The organism is Polynucleobacter rarus (assembly GCF_003072505.1).
GTDB classification, from domain to species: Bacteria; Pseudomonadota; Gammaproteobacteria; order Burkholderiales; family Burkholderiaceae; genus Polynucleobacter; species Polynucleobacter rarus.
Genome location: NZ_NTGB01000001.1, coordinates 1044205 through 1070962, shown reverse-complemented (window position 1 = coordinate 1070962; position 26758 = coordinate 1044205). Strand labels below are relative to the sequence as shown.

At 39.9% G+C, this 26758-nt stretch carries 22 protein-coding genes and 1 tRNA gene; 4 read left to right on the top strand and 19 right to left on the bottom strand.

Annotated features, from left to right (window positions below):
• Positions 1 to 6: 6 nt before the first annotated feature.
• From clpP to ispF, 4 genes are all read right to left on the bottom strand, one after another.
• Complete coding sequence (clpP, locus tag AOC35_RS04995; RefSeq protein ID WP_108646048.1) at positions 7 to 633, bottom strand: ATP-dependent Clp endopeptidase proteolytic subunit ClpP; 627 nt, start codon at positions 631 to 633, stop codon at positions 7 to 9.
• A 52-nt stretch (positions 634 to 685) separates the two neighbouring features.
• Complete coding sequence (gene tig / locus AOC35_RS04990) at positions 686 to 2023, bottom strand: trigger factor (protein WP_108646047.1); 1338 nt, start codon at positions 2021 to 2023, stop codon at positions 686 to 688.
• Between the two features lie 135 nt (positions 2024 to 2158).
• A tRNA-Leu gene (locus AOC35_RS04985) sits at positions 2159 to 2245 on the bottom strand.
• 123 nt (positions 2246 to 2368) lie between these two features.
• Positions 2369 to 3571, bottom strand: a complete 1203-nt coding sequence (gene ispF / locus AOC35_RS15810) for a 2-C-methyl-D-erythritol 2,4-cyclodiphosphate synthase (RefSeq protein ID WP_108646046.1) — start codon at positions 3569 to 3571, stop codon at positions 2369 to 2371.
• Between the two features lie 65 nt (positions 3572 to 3636).
• Here ispF and mfd point away from each other — a divergent pair, with 65 nt between their 5' ends.
• Positions 3637 to 7164 (top strand): transcription-repair coupling factor, encoded by a 3528-nt coding sequence (gene mfd / locus AOC35_RS04975; RefSeq protein WP_108648725.1) that lies wholly within the window; start codon positions 3637 to 3639, stop codon positions 7162 to 7164.
• Positions 7165 to 7168: 4 nt separating this feature from the next.
• A complete protein-coding gene (serB, locus tag AOC35_RS04970; RefSeq protein WP_245898432.1) occupies positions 7169 to 8020 on the top strand; it encodes a phosphoserine phosphatase SerB in 852 nt (283 codons plus the stop codon).
• A gap of 13 nt (positions 8021 to 8033) precedes the next feature.
• Here the strand turns inward: serB and AOC35_RS04965 are convergent, their stop codons facing one another.
• The 7 genes from AOC35_RS04965 to AOC35_RS04935 all read right to left on the bottom strand — a co-directional run bounded on the left by AOC35_RS04965 (position 8034) and on the right by AOC35_RS04935 (position 15870).
• Positions 8034 to 9218 (bottom strand): acetyl-CoA C-acyltransferase family protein, encoded by a 1185-nt coding sequence (locus AOC35_RS04965; protein ID WP_108646044.1) that lies wholly within the window; start codon positions 9216 to 9218, stop codon positions 8034 to 8036.
• 68 nt (positions 9219 to 9286) lie between these two features.
• Positions 9287 to 10645, bottom strand: coding sequence for a 30S ribosomal protein S12 methylthiotransferase RimO (gene rimO, locus AOC35_RS04960; RefSeq protein WP_108646043.1), 1359 nt, complete (start codon positions 10643 to 10645; stop codon positions 9287 to 9289).
• Between the two features lie 41 nt (positions 10646 to 10686).
• Positions 10687 to 11379 carry a polyhydroxyalkanoate synthesis repressor PhaR gene (gene phaR / locus AOC35_RS04955; RefSeq protein WP_108646042.1) on the bottom strand — a complete coding sequence of 231 codons (693 nt, stop codon included), beginning with the start codon at positions 11377 to 11379 and terminating at the stop codon, positions 10687 to 10689.
• 122 nt (positions 11380 to 11501) lie between these two features.
• Positions 11502 to 12242, bottom strand: a complete 741-nt coding sequence (locus AOC35_RS04950; RefSeq protein ID WP_108646041.1) for a 3-ketoacyl-ACP reductase — start codon at positions 12240 to 12242, stop codon at positions 11502 to 11504.
• Between the two features lie 21 nt (positions 12243 to 12263).
• On the bottom strand, positions 12264 to 13883 hold the full coding sequence (locus AOC35_RS04945) for a PHA/PHB synthase family protein (protein WP_108648724.1): 1620 nt from the start codon (positions 13881 to 13883) through the stop codon (positions 12264 to 12266).
• A 122-nt stretch (positions 13884 to 14005) separates the two neighbouring features.
• The gene (gene pgeF, locus AOC35_RS04940; protein WP_159077485.1) at positions 14006 to 14842 is read right to left on the bottom strand and encodes a peptidoglycan editing factor PgeF; all 837 of its coding nucleotides are present in this window, start codon (positions 14840 to 14842) and stop codon (positions 14006 to 14008) included.
• A complete protein-coding gene (locus tag AOC35_RS04935) occupies positions 14821 to 15870 on the bottom strand; it encodes an RluA family pseudouridine synthase (RefSeq protein WP_108646039.1) in 1050 nt (349 codons plus the stop codon). The genes pgeF and AOC35_RS04935 overlap by 22 nt, the downstream gene beginning before the upstream one ends.
• A gap of 93 nt (positions 15871 to 15963) precedes the next feature.
• Here AOC35_RS04935 and AOC35_RS04930 point away from each other — a divergent pair, with 93 nt between their 5' ends.
• Complete coding sequence (locus AOC35_RS04930) at positions 15964 to 16773, top strand: outer membrane protein assembly factor BamD (RefSeq protein WP_245898431.1); 810 nt, start codon at positions 15964 to 15966, stop codon at positions 16771 to 16773.
• 28 nt (positions 16774 to 16801) lie between these two features.
• Here AOC35_RS04930 and alr read toward each other — a convergent pair whose 3' ends face one another.
• Positions 16802 to 17932 (bottom strand): alanine racemase, encoded by a 1131-nt coding sequence (gene alr, locus AOC35_RS04925; protein ID WP_108646037.1) that lies wholly within the window; start codon positions 17930 to 17932, stop codon positions 16802 to 16804.
• A gap of 48 nt (positions 17933 to 17980) precedes the next feature.
• Here alr and lplT point away from each other — a divergent pair, with 48 nt between their 5' ends.
• A complete protein-coding gene (gene lplT / locus AOC35_RS04920) occupies positions 17981 to 19297 on the top strand; it encodes a lysophospholipid transporter LplT (protein ID WP_108646036.1) in 1317 nt (438 codons plus the stop codon).
• Positions 19298 to 19328: 31 nt separating this feature from the next.
• On the opposite strand, the gene AOC35_RS04915 is transcribed toward lplT, so the two are convergent.
• The 7 genes from AOC35_RS04915 to AOC35_RS04885 all read right to left on the bottom strand — a co-directional run bounded on the left by AOC35_RS04915 (position 19329) and on the right by AOC35_RS04885 (position 26753).
• Entirely contained in the window at positions 19329 to 19865 is a 537-nt protein-coding gene (locus AOC35_RS04915; RefSeq protein WP_108646035.1) for a uracil-DNA glycosylase family protein, read from the bottom strand.
• Positions 19862 to 20353 (bottom strand): ribosomal protein S18-alanine N-acetyltransferase, encoded by a 492-nt coding sequence (gene rimI / locus AOC35_RS04910; protein ID WP_108646034.1) that lies wholly within the window; start codon positions 20351 to 20353, stop codon positions 19862 to 19864. Before rimI ends, AOC35_RS04915 begins: the two co-directional genes overlap by 4 nt.
• A 7-nt stretch (positions 20354 to 20360) precedes the next feature.
• A complete protein-coding gene (gene tsaB, locus AOC35_RS04905) occupies positions 20361 to 21053 on the bottom strand; it encodes a tRNA (adenosine(37)-N6)-threonylcarbamoyltransferase complex dimerization subunit type 1 TsaB (RefSeq protein WP_108646033.1) in 693 nt (230 codons plus the stop codon).
• A gap of 16 nt (positions 21054 to 21069) precedes the next feature.
• Positions 21070 to 22647 (bottom strand): malate synthase A, encoded by a 1578-nt coding sequence (gene aceB, locus AOC35_RS04900; RefSeq protein WP_108646032.1) that lies wholly within the window; start codon positions 22645 to 22647, stop codon positions 21070 to 21072.
• Between the two features lie 62 nt (positions 22648 to 22709).
• Positions 22710 to 23177, bottom strand: a complete 468-nt coding sequence (locus AOC35_RS04895; protein WP_108646031.1) for a VOC family protein — start codon at positions 23175 to 23177, stop codon at positions 22710 to 22712.
• A 21-nt stretch (positions 23178 to 23198) separates the two neighbouring features.
• Positions 23199 to 25196, bottom strand: a complete 1998-nt coding sequence (gene accC / locus AOC35_RS04890; RefSeq protein WP_108646030.1) for an acetyl-CoA carboxylase biotin carboxylase subunit — start codon at positions 25194 to 25196, stop codon at positions 23199 to 23201.
• 24 nt (positions 25197 to 25220) lie between these two features.
• Positions 25221 to 26753 (bottom strand): acyl-CoA carboxylase subunit beta, encoded by a 1533-nt coding sequence (locus AOC35_RS04885; RefSeq protein ID WP_108646029.1) that lies wholly within the window; start codon positions 26751 to 26753, stop codon positions 25221 to 25223.
• Positions 26754 to 26758 lie beyond the last annotated feature (5 nt).

Sequence of the window (26758 nt, the reverse complement as noted above, 5' to 3'; positions counted from 1 at the left end):
TATCAATTACCTAGAAGTAATAACTTTGTCAATCAAACCATATTCTTTTGCTTGTTCAGCAGACATAAAATTATCTCTATCCGTATCTTTAGCAATAGTTTCAATGGTTTGGCCCGTTCTGTTGGCAAGAATTCCATTCAGTTGCTCGCGAAGATATAAAATTTCTCGTGCTTGAATTTCGATGTCGGAAGCCTGCCCTCTTGCACCGCCCAAAGGTTGATGAATCATCACCCTAGAGTTTGGTAGCGCGAAACGTTTTTCTTTAGTTCCAGCACAAAGTAAAAAAGCGCCCATACTTGCTGCCATTCCCATACACAAAGTACTAACTTCAGGCTTAATGAAATTCATGGTGTCAAAAATTGCTAAACCTGCAGAGACTGACCCACCTGGAGAATTAATATAAAGTGAAATATCTTTCTCAGGATTTTCACTTTCCAAAAAGAGCATCTGAGCGATCACCAAATTGGCAGTTTGATCATTTACTTCGCCTACCAAAAAAATCACTCTTTCACGCAATAAGCGAGAGTAAATGTCATAAGCGCGCTCACCCCTACCTGACGTCTCAATAACCATTGGCACAAGGCCTAATGCCTGAGGTGATTGGTAAAAATCTTGATAGTTATTTGAAGTCATGTTAATTTCCGAGTAAATAATATTGTAATAGTAGTAACTTTAGCACTATTAATTACTTCAATTGACTGAGCTCTTCAAAAGTAACTTGTTTGTCGTTCACTTTTACTTTATCCATGACATATTTCACAACATTGTTTTCTAGAACCAAAGATTCAATATCAGCTAAACGACTTGGATCGCTATAGTACCAACGCATTACTTCCTGTGGATCTTCGTAACTCGCTGCTTGTTCTTCAATTTCAGATTTGATTTGTTCCGGCGTTGCCTTTAAATCAAATTCTTTAACTAATTTATTAAGAATCAAACCTAGTTTTACACGTTGTTGTGCTTGTGGAGTAAACATCCCTTCTGGGATTGGTGCGTTTTTAGCGTTTGGAACACCACGCTGCTCGAGATCTTTTCTAGCTTGCTCGATTAAACGCTCTTCTTCTTGAGAAACTAAAAACTTTGGCAAATCAAACTGGCAGGCATTTGACATCACATCCATTGATTGATTTTTTAAGAGAGATTGTTGACGACGAGTAATCTCTCTTGTTAAATTTTGGCTAATTTCTTCACGAACTTTAGCGATACCACCTTCAGTAACTCCTAGACTCAAAGCAAAATCATCGTCTAGAGTTGGTAAATGGGGCCACTCAACTTTTTTCATTGTGATAGTAAATTCAGCTGTTTTACCGGCAACTTCTTTGCCGTGGTAATCAGCTGGAAAACTCAAAGGAAATACTTTTTCTTCACCGACTTTTAAACCCAGTGAAGCTGTTTCAAACTCAGGCAACATCTGGCCTTGGCCAAGTACAAAAGTGAAATCATCAGCCTTACCACCAGCAAATTCAACACCATCAATTTTTCCAACGAAATCAACGATAACTTGATCTCCGCTTTGTGCACTTTGATCACTTCCACCATCGCCATGCTCACCAGCTTCTCCGCGTGGATGATAGTGGACACGCTGCTTAAGCAACATATTAATTGTTTTGTCAATTTCAGCTTCAGTCACTTCAGTGGTGTAATTTGTAATTTCTGCGCTTGTAATATCACCAATTACTACTTCTGGAAATACTTCAAAAAAGGCGTCAAATTCGATATCGGCAGCAGAGATCTCACTCTTTGGCTCTAGTCTTGGTTGACCAACTAACTCAATTTTTTCAGTTTTAGCAAATTCAAAAAACTTCTCGGAAGCATAATCAAACGATAGTTCGAAATCGACTTGCATACCGTATTGTTGTTCGATCATTTTAGTCGGCACTTTGCCTGGTCTAAACCCAGCCATTTTCATATTTTTACCGAGCTGCCTTAATTTAGCCTCACGTTTTGGCAAAAGATCTGCTTTGGAAAACTGTAAAGTGATTTTGCGCTCAAGGGCGCCAAGATTTTCAATAGTTAGGGACATAGTAAAAATTAATAAAAATAGCTAAAAAAAAGGAACTTAAACAAAACTGTTTAACTTCCTCACTAAACAATACCTTCGTATTGCTAAATACTGATACTCGTGTAAAGCAATTCAACTAGTGTTTCAGTTAGAATTTGGTGCGAGGAGGGGGACTCGAACCCCCACACCATTTACGGCGTCAGGACCTAAACCTGGTGCGTCTACCAATTTCGCCATCCTCGCATCTTATTTCAATTAGGTAATCCAATATTTTAACTCAAACCATCCTTTGAGCTGTGAATTGTTATGGAAGCACTTATAACAAAGCTATTTAGCTGGCTTAAATACCCCATCGACTGATAGCCCTCAAGAAATTTTTGCAATTAAAACAGTTGTTTGCGTTTCAATCGCCAGATATTCTCCTAAATACCCCAGGCCCTCGTTCGTTTTAGCCTTTAAGTTAATTTGTTCTGCATTCACTTTAATCAGACTCGCAATTCGATCTTTCATAGCACTTAAATAAGGCATTAATTTGGGTTTCTGGCAGATAATAGTGGCATCCAAATTGACTAATTCATAGCCAGTCTCTAAAACTTTTGCATATGCATGTTGTAAAAGTACTCCACTATCTGCTCCCTGAAAAGCGGGATCTGTATCAGGAAAATGCTGACCTATATCGCCAAGTCCTGCAGCACCCAATAATGCGTCGATGATAGCGTGTAGTAAAGCATCCGCATCGGAATGTCCTAATAAACCTTTTTCATAAGGTACTGTTATCCCACCTAAAATCAAAGGTCGACCATCAACTAAACGGTGAACATCATATCCCTGGCCAATTTTGAAAAGACTTTTGTTCAATAATCGCTCCATATTCATTAAATCCTTTGGGTAAGTCACCTTAAAATTTTGAAAATCACCTTCAATCAGCAATACCGAGTGACCACAATTCTCCATCGCGCTTGCTTCATCTGTTACATCTAATGACTGTTCAAGTGATGTATAAATAGATTTTCTTAAATCATTGATTTTAAACATTTGTGGAGTTTGTGCTACCCACAAACCCGTGCGATCAATTGTGGACTCAGATCGATTTAAACTAGTATCAGAAGATGATTTTTTCACAGTATCGGCAATAGGAAGTGCCAAAATCCCCCCTGCCTGCTTTGATTGACTGACCACATCAATTAATTGTTTGACGAACTTGGCTTGAATACCGGGTCTTGCAGCGTCATGCACTAAGACCCAATCATTTGCAAAAACAGCATCTGTGTTTTGTGACAACAAATAATCTAAAGTATTTAAAACCGTCAGCGCCCTAGTTTCACCACCGGTTACACAAAGTCTTAACTTTGGGTGCTTCGGAAAGACACTTCTCAACTCTTGATTTTGGAAAATTGATTCAGACAACCCAACCCATACCGTTTTAATCTCAGGCATGTTTAAAAAAATATTGAGACTATATAAGACAATCTCTTGATGATGCAGTTTTTGAAATTGTTTAGGTATATCTCCACCAATTCTGGTTCCTGTTCCTGCGCAAGGTATTAAAACGTGAAAATTTGAACTCATAAATTGAAAAAAATAATTATCATTGCATTCATCTTAAAGCAAGTCTCCTCCTTATAATGTTGCAAATGCCAAAAAATTCTAAAGCCCTCGATTCTCTGCAACCAATCAGCGCACTTGTTGATACCTTTCCTGAGCCAAAAATAGGGAATAAATTTACTTGGACTGATATTGTTGGTTCTGCAGATGCAGGAATTATTGCTCAGCAAGCTAAACATTACGAAAATGCATTTTCAGTAATGATGATTATTTGTAGTGATTCAGCATCAGCTCAACGACTTGCCCTAGAAATACCTCAGTTTGATGCTTCACTTCGAGTTAGTGTTTTGCCAGACTGGGAAATTTTGCCCTATGATCAATTTTCACCTCATCATGATCTCATTTCTGAACGCTTAAAAACACTTCACGAACTAAGTTTAGGCCAATTAAATATCGTTATTGTGCCTCTTTCAGCTGCAATTCAAAAGATTTCACCACCGCAATTTTTAGCGGCGAACACTTTTTTCTTTAAACAAGGCGAAGTGATCAATGAACAATCCCTTCATCACCAATTGCAACAAGGGGGATATGATCCTGTCTCAGCCGTTGTGCGGCCTGGAGAATATAGTATCCGTGGAGGCCTGATTGACCTTTTTCCCATGGGTGAACCACTGCCCTTTCGAATTGACTTATTTGGTGATGAAATTGATCAAATTAAAGTTTTCGACCCGGATACCCAGCGTAGCCTCTACCCTGTTAAGGAAATTAAATTATTGCCGGGTCATGAGTTTCCTTTTACTGAAAATGCTAGAAAAGATTTCAGAGGAAAATGGCGCGAAGTTTTCGAGGGAAACCCCGCCAAATGCCCTCTTTATAAGGATGTTGGCTTAGGCATTCCTGGTGCTGGTATTGAGGCTTATCTCCCGTTATTTTTTGATGCACTTGCAACTATTTTTGATTACTTACCCGTTTCCAATCAGCCAGCATGGATTTGGACACATGGCAACTTGCAAGAATCAATTAATGAATTTTGGAAAAGCGTTAAAGAGCGCTATCAATTTCTTTCCCATGACACAGAGCACCCTCTTCTTCTTCCCGAGGAGTTGTATCTAAAGGAAGATACTTTTTTTAGTCTCTTAAAACCATTTGCAAAAGTTGCTCTAGAACAAAAAAAACAAGTCATCATAGATTCTATTTTCTTACCTCCTCCCAATGTTTCCGTTGTTCGTAAAGAAAAAGATCCGGTTGCTTTACTGAGAAATTTTTTGGAAACCACCAAGGAAAAAGTTCTAATCTGCGCTGATAGCGCTGGCAGAAGAGAGTCGATCAAACAGTTATTAGAGGATGCTGAATTTTTAGGCAGCCATGCCAAAATTCACTTTTCTTATCCTCAGTCTATTCAAGATTTTTTGAAGGGTGATGCACAACTTGGGATGGTCGTTGCTGCTTTAAATGATGGCTTTTATTCAAAACTAGGCCAGATTTACTTCCTGACAGAGTCGGAAATTTTTTCAAGTTCCGCAGATCAAAGAAAAGCCAGGAAATTAGGTAAAAAAGACCAAGTAACTAATATTGAGGGGATGGTCAGAGATCTGGCGGAACTTCAAGTTGGTGATCCAGTCGTGCACTCTGAGCATGGCATTGGTCGTTATAAGGGGCTCATCATGCTGGAGCTAGACGGCATTGAAGATGAGTTTTTATTTCTAGAGTATGCCAATAGTGCTAGTTTATACGTACCAGTCCAACAGTTGCACTTGATTTCTAGGTATGCTGGATCAGATCCAGAATCAGCTCCGCTGCATAACTTAGGTTCTGGGCAATGGGAAAAAGCAAAACGCAAAGCAGCCGAACAAATTCGTGATACCGCAGCAGAACTTCTTAATATTTATGCTAAACGTGCACTTCGTAAAGGACATGCCTTTGAATATTCTAGTCATGACTATGAGGCCTTTGCAGAAAGTTTTGGCTTCGATGAAACGCCTGACCAAATGTCCGCTATCACTTCTGTAATTGAAGATATGACAAGTGGTAAACCTATGGATCGATTGATTTGTGGGGATGTTGGCTTTGGTAAAACGGAAGTTGCTCTGAGAGCTAGCTTTGTGGCAGTCATGGGAGGTAAGCAAGTAGCAGTTCTAGCACCTACCACTCTTTTATCAGAACAACATGCAACTACTTGGAAAGATCGATTTGCAGATTGGCCAGTAAAAATCGTTGAAGTTTCAAGATTTAAGTCAGGTAAAGAAATCTCTAGTGCTTTGAAGGCTTTGGAAAGTGGTGACGCAGATATTATTATTGGGACGCATAAACTCCTATCTCCAGATATTAAATTTAACCGCTTAGGCTTAGTCATTATTGATGAGGAACATCGTTTCGGAGTTAGGCAAAAGGATGCTTTTAAAGAACTCCGGGCAGAAGTTGACGTCCTAACCTTAACTGCCACGCCCATTCCAAGAACACTTGGTATGGCTTTAGAGGGTCTTCGAGAACTCTCAGTCATTGCAACGGCACCGCAAAAGCGTTTGGCTATCAAAACATTTGTCCGCCGTGAAAGTGATGGCGTTATTCGTGAAGCGATTCTAAGAGAAATTAAACGCGGCGGTCAGGTTTATTTTTTACATAATGAAGTGGAAACCATTCAAAATCGTCGCTTTGCACTCGAGGAATTGGTTCCTGAGGCACGTATTGGTGTGGCCCACGGGCAAATGCACGAACGTGATTTAGAGCAAGTAATGCATGATTTCGTGGCGAAACGTTGTAATGTCCTTCTTTGCACCACCATTATTGAAACAGGAATCGATGTACCTACAGCGAATACCATCATCATGCACCGTGCAGATCGATTTGGTTTAGCTCAATTACATCAATTGCGAGGCCGGGTTGGAAGATCTCATCATCAAGCCTATGCCTACCTATTAGTTGCTGACCCAGAAGCGCTATCCAAGCAAGCTAAATTGAGACTAGATGCCATCCAATCGATGGAAGAATTAGGCTCAGGGTTTTATCTTGCTATGCATGATTTAGAGATTCGAGGCGCTGGAGAAGTCTTAGGAGATAAACAGTCTGGTGATATTCATGAAATTGGCTTCCAACTCTACACAGAAATGTTAAATAAAGCAGTTTCTGAACTCAAAAAGGGCAAAGAGCCTGACTTATTAAGTCCGATGCATGCCATTACAGATATTAATTTAGGGTGCCCTGCCTTATTGCCAAATAATTATTGTCCAGATGTTCACGAGCGACTTTCACTATACAAAAGACTATCCAGTGTCCAAGATATTGAGCAAGTAGAAGATTTGAAAATGGAAATTATTGATCGTTTTGGCGACCTACCAAATCAGTCGATAACGCTACTCGAAAATCATCGCTTACGGATACAAATGGAAACCTTAGGCATTAGTAAAATTGAGGCAAGCATAGAAATGCTAAAAGTCCAATTTATTCCCAACCCGCCCATTGATTCTTTAAAGATTATTAAGTTAATTCAAAATGATAAAAAGGTGCAACTGTTTGGTAAAGATCGTATAAAAATACTCCCCTCAAATCCCCAAGGCTTTATTGAACTCAATCAACGGATTGAAGCGATTAAGCGCTTTATCGCCTACTTAAAAAGTTAAATAAATGAAAATGATCATCCTCCATCAAATGCAAATTCCTAAAGTTTTCTTGCAGGAAATTGCAGATAAATATCCTATCTTAGAAAGTAAGGAGTATTCGCTGAAGGCCATAGAGATTCAACTTTCTAAAAATCTTAGCCCGCAGGATAAAGAGCATTTTCGCAATCATGCGGCCCTGCACGCTTGTGACCTTATTTTTCCAAAGCCTCATTTTGATTTTCAACAAGTCAAAATGATTGCATTTGATATGGATTCCACCTTAATTAATATTGAATGTATTGACGAAATTGCGCGCGCTGTTGGCAAGATGGATCAAGTTTCAGCGATTACAGAGGCTGCCATGCGCGGCGAAATTAAAGAATTTTCCAAAAGTTTAATAGATCGGGTGGCACTTTTAGCAGGAACCCCTGAAAGCGTTTTAGAAGATGTTTATCAAAATCGTTTGCGTTTAAATCCTGGCGCCTTTGAACTGCTAACGAGTGTTAAAAGCTTGGGTTGGCATACTGTATTGGTATCAGGTGGTTTTACTTACTTTGCCAATCGATTAAAAAATCATTTAAATATGGATTTTGCTCAATCAAATACTTTAGAGATTGAAATGGGTTACTTGACTGGTAAAGTCATTGGTCATATTGTCGATGGTCAAGCCAAGGCACAGATCGTTTCGAATCAGGCACTAGAACATGGTATTCGACCAGACCAAGTCATTGTGATGGGAGATGGCTCTAATGATTTACCAATGATGGCTTATGCTGGATTGTCTATTGGTTATCGAGCGAAGCCGATTGTCAAAGAAAAAGCCGACGGAGCTTTCGATCACGTCGGCCTTGATGCTATTTTAGATTTACTAAAATAGTTTCTAAAAATTATTACAGACGCTCGAAAATCACTGCAATACCTTGACCACCACCAATACACATAGTTGCTAAAGCATAACGACCATTTGAACGGTGAAGCTCATAGATTGCTTTAGTAGCAATTACTGCGCCAGAAGCACCAATTGGATGACCAATAGCAACAGCACCGCCGTTGACATTCGTCTTGGATAGATCTAAACCTAAACCTTTTGCAACAGCTAAGGACTGAACAGCAAAGGCCTCATTAGATTCAACCACGTCTATTTGATCAATTGTTAATCCAGCACGACTTAAAGCGAGCTTAGAGGCCGGAATTGGACCTTCACCCATGACATCATTAGGAACACCAGCAACGGCGTAAGACACAATTCTAGCTAAGGGCTTTTGTCCTGCTTTTGCAGCAGCATCAGCAGATGCCAAAACAAAAAAGGATGCGCCATCATTAATCGATGAAGCATTACCAGCAGTAACCGTGCCATTTTCTTTCAAGAAAACAGGTCTTAATTTTGATAATGATTCAAAAGTTGTTTCAGCTTTTACGCCTTCATCACTCTCAAATACGATGTCCCCCTTACGAGTTTTGATGGTAATCGGTACGATTTGAGATTTAAAACGGCCCTCAGCTTGCGCTGCTGCAGCTTTACGATGAGAATCTGCAGCAAAAGCATCTTGCTCTTCGCGTGTAATGCCCCATTTTTTAGCTAAGTTTTCTGCAGTGATACCCATATGACCAACTCCAAACGGGTCAGTTAAAGCAGATACCATTAAATCAATCATTTTTGTATCCCCCATACGAGCACCAGAACGCATCGCAGGAGATCCATACAGACCTCGAGACATCACTTCAACACCGCCACCAATTGCATAATCACAATCACCAAGCATAATTTGCTGGGCAGAGGTCACAATGCCTTGCAGCCCAGAACTACACAAACGGTTTACAGCCATTGCGACCGATTGCATTGATAAACCCGCCTGAATGGAGGCAACTCTAGCTACATAAGGATAGCGATTTTCCGTTGGAATACAATTTCCAACGGTGACATAATTGATGAGTAAAGGATCAACATTAGACCGAATTACGGCTTCCTTCATTACCATGCCACCGAGTTCAGCTGGCTCAATAGTACTCAAAGATCCATTAAAAGATCCGACTGCTGATCGCACTGCACTTAACACTACAACATCTTGGCTCATAAATCCCCCTTGTTAGAAATATTAATTACTGAAATACAAAATCAATAGTGTATTGCGGACATTTCTATTTAAGAAACATTCGCTAATAAATCATGTCCACTTACATCTGAAATATTTACCTTTACAAACTCACCCATACGATATTTCTTAGAAATCTTTTGGGCTGGAGCGACAAAAATTACTCCATCAATCTCTGGAGCATCTGCGTAAGACCTTGCAACACCGCCTTGGGTGTTTTGGCTATCCACAAGCACTCGTGTTTTTTGTCCAATCCGTTGCTCTAATTTATCAACCGAAACCCGCTCAGCAATTGCCATAAAGCGTTGCTGACGATCTTCACGGATCGTTTGTTCAAGGGCACCTTCAAGCTGATTAGCCGTTGCTCCTTCAACTGGAGAATAGGCAAAGCAACCCACTCTATCCAATTTAGCAGTCTGGATAAAATCTAATAAATATTCAAACTCTTCTTCTGTTTCTCCAGGAAAACCAGCAATAAAGGTACTCCGAATGACGATATCTGGACAATCAGAGCGCCATTTTTCAATCCGATGCAAGGCTTTTTCGCCACCAGCAGGACGTTTCATCCGCTTCAAAGTATCTGGGTGAGCATGCTGTAATGGAATATCTAAATAAGGTAATAATCCATTACCATGTTCAAAAAAATCACTCATTAAAGGAATGATTTCATCTACAGATGGGTAAGGATAGACATAATGTAATCGAACCCAGGCATCGAATTGCCGAGCTAAAATCTTCAATTCGTTGGCTAGCTCAAATAAGCGTGTTTTGATGGGGCGGCCATTCCAAAAGCCTGTCCGATACTGAATATCAACTCCATAAGCACTGGTATCCTGTGACACCACCAACAGTTCTTTCACACCAGATTGAAATAGTTGTTCAGCCTCTTTGAGAACATCTGCAATAGGCCTTGAGACTAAATCACCACGCATTTGGGGGATGATACAAAACGTACAAGAATGATTACAACCCTCAGAAATTTTTAAGTAAGCGTAATGCTTTGGCGTTAGCTTGATACCAATTGGAGGGATTAAATCGACAAATGGATCATGTGGTTTGGGCAAGTTCAAATGAACTGCATCTAAAACTTCATTAGTGGCATGAGGACCGGTCACTGCCAGTACCTTGGGATGGTGTTTGAGAACCATATTCTCACCATTTTGCTCACTTTTGGCACCAAGACATCCCGTCACAATTACGCGACCGTTCTCAGAGAGCGCCTCACCAATTGCGTCTAAACTTTCTTGCACTGCAGAATCAATAAATCCGCAGGTATTAACAATGACTAACTCAGCATCTTCGTAATTTTTAGAAATTTCATATCCCTCAGCACTCAGGCGCGTCAAAATAGACTCTGAATCAACCAAAGCTTTGGGACAACCAAGCGAAACAAAACCGACTTTAGACAAGGGATTCCTTTTTGAAAATAGAACAATGCTCCATTTTAGTTTTATTTTTTAAATGGAAAGGAATTTATTACTCCAGATGACTGGGACTGTATCTGTTCGAGTATTTTTGAACCCGTTTCAAATAGAAAACTCATTGGATGGGTAAATTCCACCGTATTTTGCTTATTCACAAAACTGACCCAAGTTTCTGGGCTGACTAAGCCACCCACTTTTTGACAGTGAGCAACATATTGATTTTGCAACTCAATAAATTGATTGAGATTTTGCTCTAAAAATGGCGACATCATCCCCTGTAAGGAATTACCATAAAAACGGATCATCTTGAGTAAACTTTGTTTAGAAAGAATGGGCTGTCCCCCAGACTCCTCTTCTAAGATAATTTGCATCAAGATACTTCTAGTTAAGTCTTCTCCCGTTTTTGCATCTACCACATGAAACGGAATATTCGACATGACTAAACCTTTAATATCAAACAGCGTTACATACGTACTATGAAGCGTATCGTAGAGACGACGGTTAGGATATTTTTTAATAATTCTGGATTTGGATTGTGTTGAGCTAGAAGGAGTCTCAGAATGGCTCGGAACGAATGGTTCACTATCAAGATTCGGCGGAGTAACTGCTTTAACGGACTTTTTGACTCGAAAAGTTTCTGAACTCGTGGTTTTTTTTACGGCAGGTTTCTTAACGCTGGGTTTTTCTGAAATCGAATTTGTTTTTTTAGTGGTAGCCATAATAAATAAGTAAGGAACATGCTGAAAGCATATTCCTTACTATCATAGTAGATATTACTTAAAATGTATCAATTTAGTGGTTCAATGCGGGCACTCTTCCATCAAATTCAGCGCCCGTGTAGTTAACCCATATGTAAACCACCATTTAATGAGAAGTCTGCACCGGTTGAAAAACCAGACTCATTTGAGGCTAACCAAGCTACGATCGATGCAATTTCATTGGGAGTTCCCAAGCGTTTTACTGGAATCGTTTCGATAATTTTATTAAGAACATCCTCACGAATCGCTTTAACCATGTCAGTTCCAATATAACCAGGTGAAACCGTATTAATGGTTACTCCTTTAGTTGCAACCTCTTGAGCAAGCGCCATAGTAAAACCTCTCAATCCAGCTTTTGCAGTTGAGTAGTTAGTTTGTCCAAATTGGCCTTTCTGGCCATTTACAGAGGAGATATTAATGACTCGCCCCCACCCTTTTTCGACCATACCGTCAATCACTTGTTTGGTCACATTAAATAAAGAATTCAAATTGGTATCAATCACTGCACGCCAATCTTCAGGAGTCATTTTTCTAAAAACAGTATCTCTAGTAATACCAGCGTTGTTCACCAACACATCGACTTGACCAATCTCTGCTTTTACTTTATTGAAAGCTTGGACCGTACTATTCCAATCACCGACATTGCCTTCGGAAGCATGAAAATCAAAACCTAGAGCTTTTTGTTCAGCTAACCAACGATCTTTTCTAGGTGAGTTTGGACCACACCCAGCAACCACAATAAAACCGTCTTGATGAAGTCTTTGACAGATTGAAGTTCCAATTCCACCCATACCACCAGTTACATAAGCAATTTTTTTAGACATTTTATTTCTCCCGTTTTAAATTTAAATCTTGCTAGCTTTTTCTTTGACAAATGATCCAGGGGCTGGCTCTATTACTTTAAAGTTAGAGTTCCCTAATTTATTTGGAGCTTTAATCTGTTTACCACTTTGGGTAGCGAGCCAATCTCTGAAATCACCCCACCAACTTCCCTCAATTGACTTCGCACCATTGAACCAAGTATCAGGGTTCTTGGTTTTTATGTGATTAACCCAATAATTCCGTTTATTTTTCTTTAATGGATTAATCACTCCAGCGATATGTCCCGAGGCACCTAGTACAAATCTATTTTTCCCTTTCAGGATTTGAGTACTGGTAAAAGCTGATTTCCAAGGGACAATGTGATCTTCTTTAGAGGCGTAAATATAACTAGGACAGTTGATTTTAGATAAGTCAACTGGTTGATTACAAATCAAAAGTTTCCCTGAATCCTTTAACTCATTGTTGAGGTACATGTGCCTTAGATACCAAGAAAACATTGGACCGGGCAAGTTAGTTGAATCACTATTCCAATACAGCAAATCAAAAGTGGGTGGTGTTTTTCCTAAAAGATAATTACTAACAACATAATTCCAAACTAATTCATTAGGACGCAAAAAGGAGAAGGTATTTGCAAGTTCAACACCACTCAGTAGTCCAAAGTTACCCGTTTTACCACCAATGGTTTTTTCTCTCATATCCACCATGGTTTCATCGATAAAAACATCTAAAACACCGGTATCTGAAAAATCTAAGAATGACGTTAGTAATATCAAACTTGCTGCAGGGTGAATTCCTTGATTGGCTAACACAGCAAGTGCACTGGCCAAAATTGTGCCGCCAACGCAAAAACCTAAAACGTTAATCTGAGGAACCTTCGAAATCTCAATGCAAACTTGCATTGCCTTGATTACACCAGTTGCCACGTAATCATCCCAAGTTACGTGACTCATCGATTCATCAGCATTTTTCCAAGAAATCATGAAAACAGTGAATCCTTCTTCCAGCAAAAAACGCACCATTGAAGACTCGGGCTTTAAATCGAGAATATAAAATTTATTGATGCAGGGAGGCACCATTAAGATTGGCTTTTCAAAAACCGTTGCTGTTAAAGGTTTGTATTGAATTAACTGAAATAGTTCATTTTGAAATACAACACTACCTTCAGTAGTTGCTAAATTCACTCCCACCTCAAAAGTATCGGAAGTAGTTTGGGAGATTTTACCCTGCTGCATATCTGCTAATAAATGCGTTAGGCCATTCGTCAAGGACTGACCACGAGTAGCAATTAACTCATTAATTGCTTCAGGATTCGTTGCTAAAAAATTACTAGGTGCCAGCGTGGAGACTAATTGCTCGGTTGCAAAAATAATCTTATTTTTTACTTTAGGCTCAGCCTCAACCGCATTTGCGAGAGACTTTAGATGTTGGGCATTGACCAAATAGGTTTGATAAACAATTTCAGACCAACCCTCATTCCAGATATTCGATTTAAACCGGTTATCTACTTCTATCTCTGGCTTTTTGCCACTCCATACCATCAACATATCAGCCAAATATTTTTTTTCAATGGCGGCTAAACGCTCTGGAGGGATTAATGTCATATCTGTTGGTGATAAACGAGGTATCGACCAATTTGGCGGCATAACAAATCCTTGGTTTGACAAATTTTTCTCCATAAATTAATCCTTAAGGCTACCAATTTAATCTTTAAAAGTCAAAAAGGTCATGGGGTTATACCCTTAGAAGCAACAAAAAACCATGAAACCTATTCCATCCAGATGCAACTAGCGAAGCGCCCGGTTATTGTTTCTCTTCGGTATGAGTAAAAATATTCAGATTGATTATATGAACATAATTTTTCGGTATGCACTTGATAGATACCAATCTGGTTCAATTTTGCAGTAGCTATGCCAAAAAGATCCGCATAGTATTTATTGGTTTTTTGACCTGTGGTAAAGAGGGAATTCAGTAAATCGACCCGAAACCGAGAATCTCTACTAAATGGATCTCTTACTTCCTCCCCCACCTCATAGTTGAACTGACTAATAGCGGGTCCAATATAAACGTGCAGCCCTTCAATAAATTTCTTAGCGGAATCGGGTTGCATCCAGTTCACCATTGCCTGAATGGTCTTATCAATGACCCCATTTGCTAGCCCTCGCCACCCAGCATGACAAGCAGCAATTAAATCCCCTTTGGCATCGCACAGTAAGATGGGTAAACAATCCGCTGTCAGGATGGCCAAAAAGTGGGAATCTAAACTGGTAATGACCCCATCCACAGTAGGGGTTATTAATGAAGAATCGTTTGGGGTGGTAAATGTTGAGGGGGTTAATGAAAATACATCCGTACCGTGGACTTGATTTAAGAAAAAAGCCTCTTTACCGATTTGATTACTTAGTAATTGACGATTCTGAGTTACGGTATTGACCTCATCGTCAACATGTAAAGCCAAGTTCCAATGATTGTAAGGATGATGACTTTGCCCCCCTTGTCTGGTTGTCACGAGCGCTTTGACATGCTTTGGGATATCCCACTTTGGGACATGAACTTGGCAATTCTCAAGTCCCGTTTGTAAATTCAAACCAAAAGATGCTGCCATGCCTGCTCCTGAATGCCAAGATATCCCATCAATTTTAAAAAAAGTATAGGGGGTGGACAGGACCATTTTACTTCTTGGCCACTTTCAGGATGCGTTAAGCCAAGTTGCGTCGCATGAAGCATTTGTCCAGGTATTACATTTTGTTGATCTGTACCATAGGTGTCCATTAAGACTTTTTGTAATTGTAGGGGTGCTCTTAATTGATAAATAGGATCATTTAATAGCGGAAAACCAAGATGTTGGAGATGCACTCGTATTTGATGTGTTCTTCCTGTCTGTAATTTACATTCAATCAAACTAATCTCTTTGTTTTCATAATGTACCGTTTGCAGCACTTTAAATGATGTAATCGCCTCTTTTGCGCCTTGCGCTTCAGTGACTGCCATTTTGAGACGATCCCTAGGGTCGCGACCTATCGGTGCGTTGATGACTTTATTCATCGGTGGTTTACCCCAGACTAGTGCTAAGTATCTTCTTGAAACAGTTCTAGATTGGAGTTGTCGAACTAAGTTTGTTTGAGCAATGATGCTTTTAGCTACGACCAATAATCCCGAGGTGTCTTTATCTAAGCGATGCACAATACCCGCTCTTGGCACTTGATCACATTCGGGGAAGTGGTATAACAAAGCATTAAGTAAAGTCCCGCTCCAATTACCAGCAGCAGGGTGAACTACCATACCTGCTGATTTATTAATCAGGGCAATTGATTCGTCTGAATAAATGATTTCTAGTGGAATATTTTCCGGCTCAAAAGCTTTATTTTGCGGATCTTCTGGAATCGTTACTAATAGAATCTGTTCACCCGTAATTTGGTCTTTGATTTGAGCAAACTTACCATCAAGATACCTTACGAGCTTTGCTTCAATCCAGCTTTGTAATTTGCTTCTCGAATACTGAGGCATACAAGCAGCCAAAGACTTATCAAGTCGATCACCACGCCATTGTGAAGGAATTATGACCCTTATTTCATTACTTAACGGGATTTCTTCCGTTATCTCAACTTCATCGATATAATCTTCACTAGACATAAATATTGTCGTATTTCCCAACCTAGTTTATTAAAAAAGAGAACTAATTTGTCTTCTATATCTTTCAGTTTAAAACGCCTTGTAAGATTTTCTTTGTTTTTTATCTTTACCTTAGGTATTCCTCAATTTTTGTCTTCATGTGCAAGCTCTGAAGCCGATATTACCTCAGGCTGGTCGCAACAAAAATTAATGGATGAAGCGAAAACAGCCTTGGCAGATAAAGACTATGCCAATTGTGTCAAGTATCATGAAAAACTGGAATCAAGGTATCCATTTGGCCCTTCCGCAGAACAAGCACAATTGAACACAGCTTACTGTAATTGGAAAAAGAATGATATTGAACTAGCTTTAGTCTCCATTAATCGTTTTATTCAATTACATCCAGGTCATGCTGACATAGATTATGCCTACTACTTAAAAGGTTTAATTACATTTAACGATAATTTAGGGTTTTTTGCTTCATTCTCTGGTCAGGACTTAAGTGAGCGTGATCCTAAAGCGTCAAAAGATGCTTATGAGGCATTTAAAATCCTCAGTACGCGTTACCCAAATAGTAAATATACGCCAGATGCAATCGATCGGATGCGTTACATCGTTAATTCCTTAGCAGAAAGTGATGTTAATGCTTCCCGTTTTTACTTTCGGAAAGGTGCTTACATCGCATCAATAAACCGCGCTCAAAATGCGATTAAGGAATATGACAGAGCACCAGCGATTGAAGAAGCTTTATATTTAATGGTGAAGTCTTATGACGCCCTCGGCATGAAAGATCTAAGTGAAGATACTATGCGTGTTTTTAACACCAATTTCCCTGATAGTAATATTTTTAAAACAGGTAAACGTGTCTCTGTAACAGCTAGAGAAGGCTCTTGGTGGCAGATTTGGAATACTCAATCCCCATAAACTCTAAGGTGCTGAAGTCTTTAAAACACTACAGCACCTTCATTGGCACGCGTTGTGTCACGGCACACATCAGTTCATAGCCAACCGTATCGCTAAACATTGCTACATCATCGATAGGATTATTTGCACCCCAAAGTTCCACTTTAGTTCCAATGCTTGCTTGAGGAATGGTCGTTAAATCAATCGTGATCATATCCATGGATACACGTCCAATTAAACCCACTTTGACCCCGCTTTGATGATCAGTAGGACTTGGCAAATGGACCCATACAGGAGTACCCTCTTTGGCATGCCTTGGATAGCCATCGGCATATCCACATGCTACGATGCCGACCCTTGTGTTTTGTTTAGCAACAAACCTTGATCCATAACCAACGGTATCCCCTTTTGTGATTTCCTGAATAGCTATAATCTCCGAGCTTAAAATCATGCCAGGTTTTAGAGCTAAATGAGCAATATCTTGATGTTTTCCTGTGGGAGAAGCGCCATACAACATAATTCCAGGCCTAACCCAGTCTGCATGAACATGAGGGGAATTTAAAATTGCTGAAGAATTAGCTGCAGATTTAAACCCATCCATCCACTGTGTCGTATGTTCAAAAATTGCCCATTGATCTTCAACTGTTGGAAAAATGTTAGCTTCATCAGCATTTGCAAAATGAGTAAGGTGATGGACTTTGAAACCAAGATGAATTAAATGGTTATATGCTAAGCCATACTCGCCCGATTTAAAGCCTAGTCGATTCATCCCAGAATTTAGTTTTAACCAAATTTCTACTTTGGATTTAAAGTTTTCAGCCTCTAGCGAAGACAAGTTAGAAAGATATTGTTCAAGCCATTCTAGTTGTAAAAACTGATGCACTACAAGGTTACATTCATGTTCGATAACTTGTGGTATTTCATGGGCAGAAAAAATGCCTTCAAGTAGCAAAATTCTCTTGGTCCACCCCATTTCACGGAGTGCGTGCACATCTTGAAGATCCAGCAAGGCAAGACCATCTGCTTGGGAAAACCCATCAATAGCAGATTTTATAGAATGCCCATAGGCATTAGCCTTGATAACAGCCCATACAAATCGTTGATTTGTGATGTTCTTCACTATATTCAAGTTATCTTTTAAATTCTGTGTAACAATCGCTGCTAGTATTGGTCGATTCATCAACTTCCGTTTATCATTGAAAATTAGTTTATAAATAATATTGTACGAATGAAACCTGGATTTTACGCAATTATGTCAGCACAGTTTTTTTCCTCACTGGCTGACAATGCTCTCTTAATCGCTGCTATCGCGCTTCTATTACAGCTAGACTCGCCAGCTTGGATGACGCCTTTATTAAAGTTGTTCTTCGTCCTATCTTATGTTCTTTTGGCTGCTTTTGTTGGAGCTTTTGCCGATTCGAGGCCAAAAGGCAAGGTGATGCTAATGACTAATGCTATCAAATTATTTGGTTGTTTAGTAATGCTTTTTGGGGTTCATCCTTTGGCAGCTTACGCGATTGTTGGATTTGGCGCAGCTGCATACTCTCCAGCTAAATATGGCATATTAACAGAGTTACTGCCCCCTGAAAAGTTGGTTGCCGCCAATGGTTGGATTGAGGGACTGACAGTTGGATCTATTATTCTAGGCACTGTTCTTGGTGGTATCCTCATCAATCCTTCTGTTGCCGCAAGTCTTTTAGCAATTGACATACCGGTATTCGACTCACATATTGATACCCCTCCTGAGGCGGCTATTACCATCATTATGTTTCTTTATTTCATTGCCGCCTTAATCAATTTAAAAATCCCTGATACCGGTGTGGTTTATGAAAACATCAATAAAAATCCAATCAAATTAATTCTGCATTTTTCATATTGCTTTAAGGTTTTATGGAAAGATCGACTAGGTCAAATTTCTCTCGCTGTCACCACTTTATTTTGGGGAATTGGTGCTACCCTTCAGTTCATCATCCTTAAATGGGCTGAAAGTGCCCTGGAAATGGATTTATCTAGAAGCGCCATATTACAAGCAGTAGTTGCTCTTGGCGTAGCTGGCGGCGCAATTTGGGCGGCAGCAAGAGTACCGTTAAAGAACTCTTTAGTTGTTTTGAAGTACGGTGTGATTATGGGATTTTTTGTGATTACACTGGCTGCTTTTCAAAAGCATCAGTTCGGTGATTATGTAATTCATTTGTCCTTTATTCATGTTCCGGCACACTTGCTCTTTATTTATATTTTCTTGTTTACGATTGGTTGGATGTCTGGCTACTTTGTAGTGCCGATGAATGCACTTTTACAACATCGAGGCCATGTTCTCTTGTCTGCAGGTCATTCGATTGCTGTCCAAAATTTAAATGAGAACTTATCAGTATTAGTCATGTTAGGAATATACTCATTGCTCATTTCTTTGAACGTTCCTGTTCAAGTGGTTATCTTATGTTTCGGCTGCTTTGTCATTATTTCTATGGCATTGGTCATTCATTGGCATAAATCTAATCAAAAAGAATACGATTCCTTGCATTTAATTGGTGAGGAAAAACACTAGTAGTAATCAACTCAGGGTTATCTTTTGAGTCTCAGTGCATTTCTAAATATACTGAGCGGGCCATGACTAAGTCATCCCATACTTCTTTTTTCTTGATTGGGGTATTCCTTAACACCTCAATATCATGCGTAATGATGACCGGAATATCATCACCTGTATGGTTTTGAGTTTCAAAAATAATTTCTCGAAGTTCTTGTGCTGAGGTGGGTTCGTTTGAGAAAAACTGAGCGGCACCGTCACCGAACGCAATCACTAAATCCCCCTGCACAGCTTCGGGTCGCCAATTTGATGGATTCAATTCTAAAGTTAAAGTATCAACGCCAAACTTTTTAATCGTCGCAATAATTTTAATGAATATGGGAGTTTGAATCACGTTGGCTTTAGCCACAATAATCCAGGTAGGTTTAAGCTCTTTGGAAGGCATGATATTTTGTTTAGATAAGGTTGGAGAAACCGGTTTGATGAGTTGAGGCGCATCAGATTCAGTCTCTTGAGACGGCTTAGAGTCAGGAGTTTTTAAAACCCAAGGTGTAACTCCTAATTCTTTTAGTATTTGAGTACGGTTCATGAAAGATCGATTTTTGTTGTTAAGGTTTTCTGCATCACAATTGCATCTTCTCTAGCATTTTGTTGATGAGTCAATGGTAATGGATAATATCCCTTTCTAATACCGACCTGCTGAAAACCTACAGCTTGATAAAGAGAAACTGCTTCTACATTACTTTGTCTAACTTCTAAAAGAATACGGCCAAAATTTCTCTCAATGCAAGTTTGTTCAATAGCCTGTAGCGCTTTTTTAGCAATCCCTAATCGTCGATAGTCTGGATGAATCGTAATATTCAGCAAATGTGCCTCTTCAAAGCCTGGCATTACTACACAGTGTCCGATTAAAGCAAATGGCGCATTGCAATCAACCAATACATAATTCCAATAATTTGAGTCGATACAGTCTAAAAAATGAAGCTCTTTCCACGGTGTCAAATGGGAACTTGTCTCAGTTATTAAGACCTCTTCTAAATCATCTGCTTGCATGATTCGAAATTGAAAATTCACCATGGTTGAATTAAGACAAATTTAGTTGTGTTCGTTCAAGAGTTGTTTGAGCAACCTTATCACGAACATAGATTGGCTGACAATATTCGGGTGAATAACTCTCTAGGTTACTCAATAAACTAGCAAGGTAAGCAATCCCAAGGGCATGCGGCGTAGCTTCAATTACCGATTTAAATGCTGATCCAAATAATTCATATTGGGTGCACTGATAAGAAACCAGTAATTTATGATCAGATTGGGATTGAGCAATATCATCCTGTATTTGAATAGGACCAATACAATGAGGAACATCTCCTTCATATTGCTGATATTCACCTGTATACATTTGATTCATGCGAGCATCAATTGCAACTGTCACAGGCTGATTTTGGAATAACTCTGGCTGAGTAAGCCATGTATGGGCAAGCATCCCATCAAGACTAGAAATGGGAATCAGGGGTTTATTTTGCGCAAAGGCGATACCTTGCGAAACACCAATGCCTAATCTAATGCCAGTAAAGGCCCCAGGTCCTTGAGAACAAGCAAAGGCAGAAATATCTTCTAGTGTGAGCTGTGCTTGATCAAGAACGTCTGCAACAAAATCGAGCAATCGTTGACTAGCTGTATTGCCGAGTTGCTCATGCTTAAAAAAATAATTCTGTTGATCCAAGTAAATAGCCACCGAACACCATTGTGAGGTTGTATCGATGGCTAAAATGGTCATTACAGCGGTTGTTTACTTAGATTTCTTCGTATAAAGGTAAGGTTAAGAACTCTTCGAAATTCTCGCCCGTAGACATCACATCAAAAATTGCTGCAGCACGCTCAAAGTGTCCAATAGCACCTGATGCAGTTATTTTTGCTAACTCTTCTGGAATCATTGATTTAACTAATTCAGCAGTGACTTTACGACCATCATCCAAGACACCCTTGGGTGAACGAATCCATTGCCAAACTTGTGAGCGACTAATTTCAGCAGTCGCAGCATCTTCCATCAAGTTATGAATCGGTACGCAACCGTTACCAGCCAACCAAGCGCCTAGATAATGAATACCGACGTTAATGTTCATCCGTAAACCAAATTCAGTAATCGGCGCCTCAGGTTGGAAATTCAATAAATCAGCTGCAACAACTGATACTTCGGGCTTTTGCTTTTCAAACTGATTTAATTTGTCGCCTAATACCTTCTTGAACTCAATCATGGCAGGCTCAACGAGTCCTGGATGAGCAACCCAGCCACCATCGTAGCCATCTTCAGCATCACGTTTCTTATCAGAAATAATGCCACCCATCGCAATTGCATTTTTCTCTGGATCATTTTTGATCGGAATTAAAGCACTCATACCGCCAATCGCAGGTGCACCACGATGGTGACAAGTCTTTAATAAAAGTAAGGCGTAAGCACGCATAAACGGCGCTGTCATTGTGACTTTTGCGCGATCCGCTAAGCAGAAGTTTTTGTCGACTTTGAACTTTTTAATGCAAGAGAAAATATAATCCCAACGTCCTGCATTTAAACCTGCGCTATGCTCACGAAGTTCATAAAGAATTTCATCCATTTCAAAAGCAGCAAGAATCGTTTCAATCAGGACAGTTGCTTTAATAGTTCCTTGTGGTAAACCCATTTCATTCTGAGCCATCACAAAGATGTCGTTCCATAAACGCGCTTCTAAGTGACTTTCCATTTTTGGTAGGTAGAAATAAGGGCCTGCTCCGCGAGCTAATAGTTCACGAGCATTGTGAAATAAGAACAAGGCAAAATCGAAAATACCGCCAGAGACTCTCTTACCATCAATCGTTACATGCTTTTCATCCAAATGCCATCCACGTGGACGAACTTGAAGCACTGCAATTTTGTCATTTAAAGCATATGTTTTGCCATTTTGCTCGAGCGTCAATTCTCTTTTAATGGCACTTCTTAAATTAATTTGACCTTGAATTTGGTTCGACCAGCTTGGGCTATTCGAGTCCTCAAAGTCAGTCATGTAGGAATCTGCACCGGAATTGTATGCATTAATGACCATCTTGGCATCAACTGGACCAGTAATTTCAACTCGACGACATAAAAGTGCCTCAGGAATCGGAGCAATTTTCCAATCACCATTACGAATCGCTGCTGTTTCAGGGAGAAAATCAGGAATTTCACCAGCATCTAAACTTTTTGTTCTCTCAACACGCAACTGAAGTAACTCTTGGCGACGAGGTTCAAAAGTATGGTGTAACTTTGCAACTAAAGCTAGAGCTTCTGGGGTCAAAACTGTTGCAAAATCAGGGGTGACTTCAGCGTGGATTTGCATTCCGTTTGGCAATTGGGACATTGTTTCTCCTAAGTTGAGCAAAAAAATAATTATAAATCAAACTTCAATTATGCCTTGAGTCATTATGCTTGGTGGCTATTGATGACCTCTTCAGGAGCTTGCACCAATTCAATCAATACACCACTGCCTGAAATAGGGAATTCATCATTACTTTTTGGGTGAATAAAAATGATATCGTGACCATCTCCACCACGCCGAATCCCCCCAGGAGCAAAACGAACACCCTGCTGGGTTAACCACTCAACGGCGACAGGTAAATCGTCGACCCATAAACCGATATGATTAAGGGGCGTTAAATGAACCGCAGGCTTTTTATTAGGATCAATGGGTTGCATTAAATCAAACTCGATTGGATGAGCGCCGCCACCCAAAGTGTAAATGTCCTCATCCACATTTTCGCGTTCAGATCGAAAAGTAAGCTTATAGTCTAAACCCAGCATATCAGCCCATAAGGTTTTTAAATGGTCTTTATTTTCGGCACCAATTGCTACTTGTTGAAGCCCTAGTATTTTGAATGGTCGTTGATTCATAGATTTTCAGTTTTTTCTAGTTTAGTTAAATTGAATAATAGGTTGATCGACAGCAAGACTTTCTCCTTGATTAGCCAAAATATCAAGCACCTCAGCATCTTGAGAAGCAAATAAGACATTTTCCATTTTCATCGCCTCAATGGAGGCTAATCGCTCACCTGCTTGTACTTTCTGTCCTTTTTTAACTGCGATATTCACTAGTAAGCCAGGCATTGGAGATAGTAAAAATTTTGATAAATCAGGTGGAGCTTTAAATGGCATTAACTTTTGGAGATTTGCTGCAGATTTACTCATCACCATGGCATTAAATTGCATACCAGAATGACATAATTGATAGAACAGACCAAACCTTTCAACTTGCAAGATGACAGGATGGGCATTTACAGTGCCCTTAAAAATGAGCTCCCCTGGATTCCAATTCGATTGAATCGCAAAATTTTTGTTGGCAATATTGACCTCAAAAACTTCACTCTTCACATTCCTAACAGCGGGAGTATAAGACTGTTTACCATTCTCGCCTTCGACTACGACAAATTCATTCGGTATTTGAAATTGATGCCCATCTAACTGACCTGAGATATTTGCAGCTCTGGCAAGAAAGGCTGTATGGATAAAAGTAGATATGGCGCAAAAGAAATCATGAAAACCACTGTCGATCTCTGCTCCCTTAAAGCCATTTGGGAAATGGTTCGCAATAAACCCAGTATGAAAATGACCACTTTGAAAATCTGGATGCTGCATGAGTGCACCCTGAAAAGGAATATTCGAATGGATCCCTTTAATGACAAATTGATTTAAAGCGTCTTGCATTTTTAAGATGGCTGCTGGTCTGTTTTCAGCGTGTACGATCAATTTTGCAATCATCGAATCATAGAACATGGGGATTTCACCACCTTCGTAGACACCTGTATCAACCCGCACCCCGCCTTCTTCTGGAGGAGGAGAATACTTTACCAGGCGTCCTGTGGAGGGTAAGAACTGTCGGTAAGGATCTTCTGCATTAATACGGCACTCCATTGCCCAACCATCTCTCTTTATTTCGTCTTGAGTAAAGCCCAATTTTTCACCCGCCGCAACTCGGATCATTTGCTCTACCAAATCTAAGCCTGTAATGAATTCGGTAACTGGATGTTCAACCTGCAGACGAGTATTCATTTCTAAAAAATAAAAAGACTGGTCTTTGCCGACCACAAATTCTACTGTGCCAGCGGACTGGTATTGAACCGCCTTAGCCAAAGCAACTGCTTGTTCGCCCATCGCTTTTCGTGTTTGCTCACTGATAAAGGGCGAAGGAGCTTCTTCAATCACTTTCTGATGACGTCTTTGAATCGAGCATTCTCTTTCCCACAGATAAACCACATTACCAAAACTATCACCTAGGATTTGAATTTCGATGTGACGCGGTTCTTCAACAAATTTCTCAATAAAAACTCGGTCGTCGCCAAAGGAGTTTCTTGCCTCATTTTGACAAGCAGAAAAACCTTCAATCGTCTCTTTATCTGAGTAGGCAACTCGAAGACCTTTGCCACCACCACCAGCAGATGCTTTAATCATCACTGGATAACCAATACTATTCGCAATTTGAACTGCTTGTTCGGTAGATTCAATGACATCGTTGTAACCTGGAATGGTATTTACTTTTGATTTCATCGCCAATTTTTTAGAAGCAATTTTATCGCCCATTGCGGCAATTGAAAAATGCTTGGGACCGATAAAAACTAAACCCTCCTCTTCAACTCGTTTTGCGAATTCTTCGTTCTCTGATAAAAAACCGTAGCCTGGATGAATGGCATTAGCCCCTGTATCTTTACAAGCTTGTAAGATATTATCCATCACCAAATAGGATTCTCTGGAAGGGGCTGGACCGATATAAACCGCCTCATCAGCTAATTCAACATGTTTGGCTTCACGATCAGCATCTGAATAAACAGCTACTGTTTTGATGCCCATTTTTTTTGCTGTACTAATAATTCTGCAAGCAATTTCACCGCGGTTGGCGATTAAGATTTTTTCAAACATAAATTGATCCTTAATTAATATGCATCAAAGAGGAATGTTGTTGTGTTTACGCCAAGGGTTTTCTAGTTCTTTGCTCTTCAGCATCACTAATGATCTAGAAATTCTTTTACGAGTCTCATGCGGCATGATCACATCATCGATGTACCCTCTTCGGCTCGCTACAAAAGGATTAGCAAATTTACTCTTATACTCGGCTTCCCTTTCAGCTAGTTTTCCTGGATCACCTTTTTCTTCTCTAAAAATAATTTCAACGGCACCTTTAGGACCCATAACAGCAATTTCAGCAGAAGGCCATGCAAAGTTCACATCGCCCCGTAAATGCTTAGATGACATCACATCATAGGCACCGCCGTATGCTTTACGTGTAATTACAGTTATTTTGGGAACTGTACATTCCGCATAAGCAAATAATAATTTAGCTCCATGCTTGATAATTCCACCATATTCTTGAGCGGTTCCTGGCATAAATCCTGGCACATCTACAAAAGTCACAATCGGAATATTAAAGGCATCACAAAAACGGACAAATCTGGCTGCTTTAATTGAGGACTTAATATCTAAACAACCAGCTAGAACGAGAGGTTGATTAGCGACAATGCCAACTGTTTGACCATCAACTCTTGCGAATCCAATAATGATGTTTTTGGCATAGTCAGGTTGAATTTCAAAAAAGTCAGCATCATCTATTGTTTTATGGATCAACTCCATCATGTCATATGCTTTATTCGGATTAGACGGAACTAATGTGTCTAAGGAATAATCTAAACGCTCTGAAATAGAGGTACTAGGACGATGCGGTGCAGATTCTCGATTAGAAAGAGGCAGATAATTGAAGAATCTTCTCAACATCATGATCGCTTCAATATCGTTCTCAAACACGCGATCACAGACACCTGACTTTGTCGAATGAGTTAAAGCTCCGCCCAGCTCCTCGGCAGTCACTTCCTCATGCGTCACTGTTTTAACAACTTCTGGGCCAGTTACAAACATATAGGAGCTATCTTTGACCATAAAAATAAAGTCTGTCAGTGCTGGAGAATAAACAGCTCCACCGGCACAGGGACCCATGATCAAAGAAATCTGAGGAATCACTCCAGAAGCCATTACATTACGTTGAAAGATTTCAGCATAACCACCAAGCGATGCAACTCCTTCTTGAATCCTAGCACCACCTGAATCATTAAGACCAATGATGGGAGCTCCAACTTTCATCGCTTGATCCATAACCTTACAAATTTTTTCGGCATGCGCCTCAGAGAGAGAGCCTCCAAATACAGTGAAATCTTGTGAGAAGACAAATACTAAGCGACCATTAATCATGCCGTATCCAGTGACCACGCCATCACTGGGAATAGTTTCATCTGCCATACCAAAATCAGTACAACGATGCTCAACAAACATGTCCCACTCTTCAAAGGAACCCTCGTCGATTAATAGTTCAATTCGCTCACGAGCGGTTAACTTACCTTTGCTATGTTGAGCATGAATCCGTTTTTGGCCACCGCCTAAATAGGCTTGTTCTCTTTTAGCCTCTAATTGTCGAATAATATCGTTCAATCTAT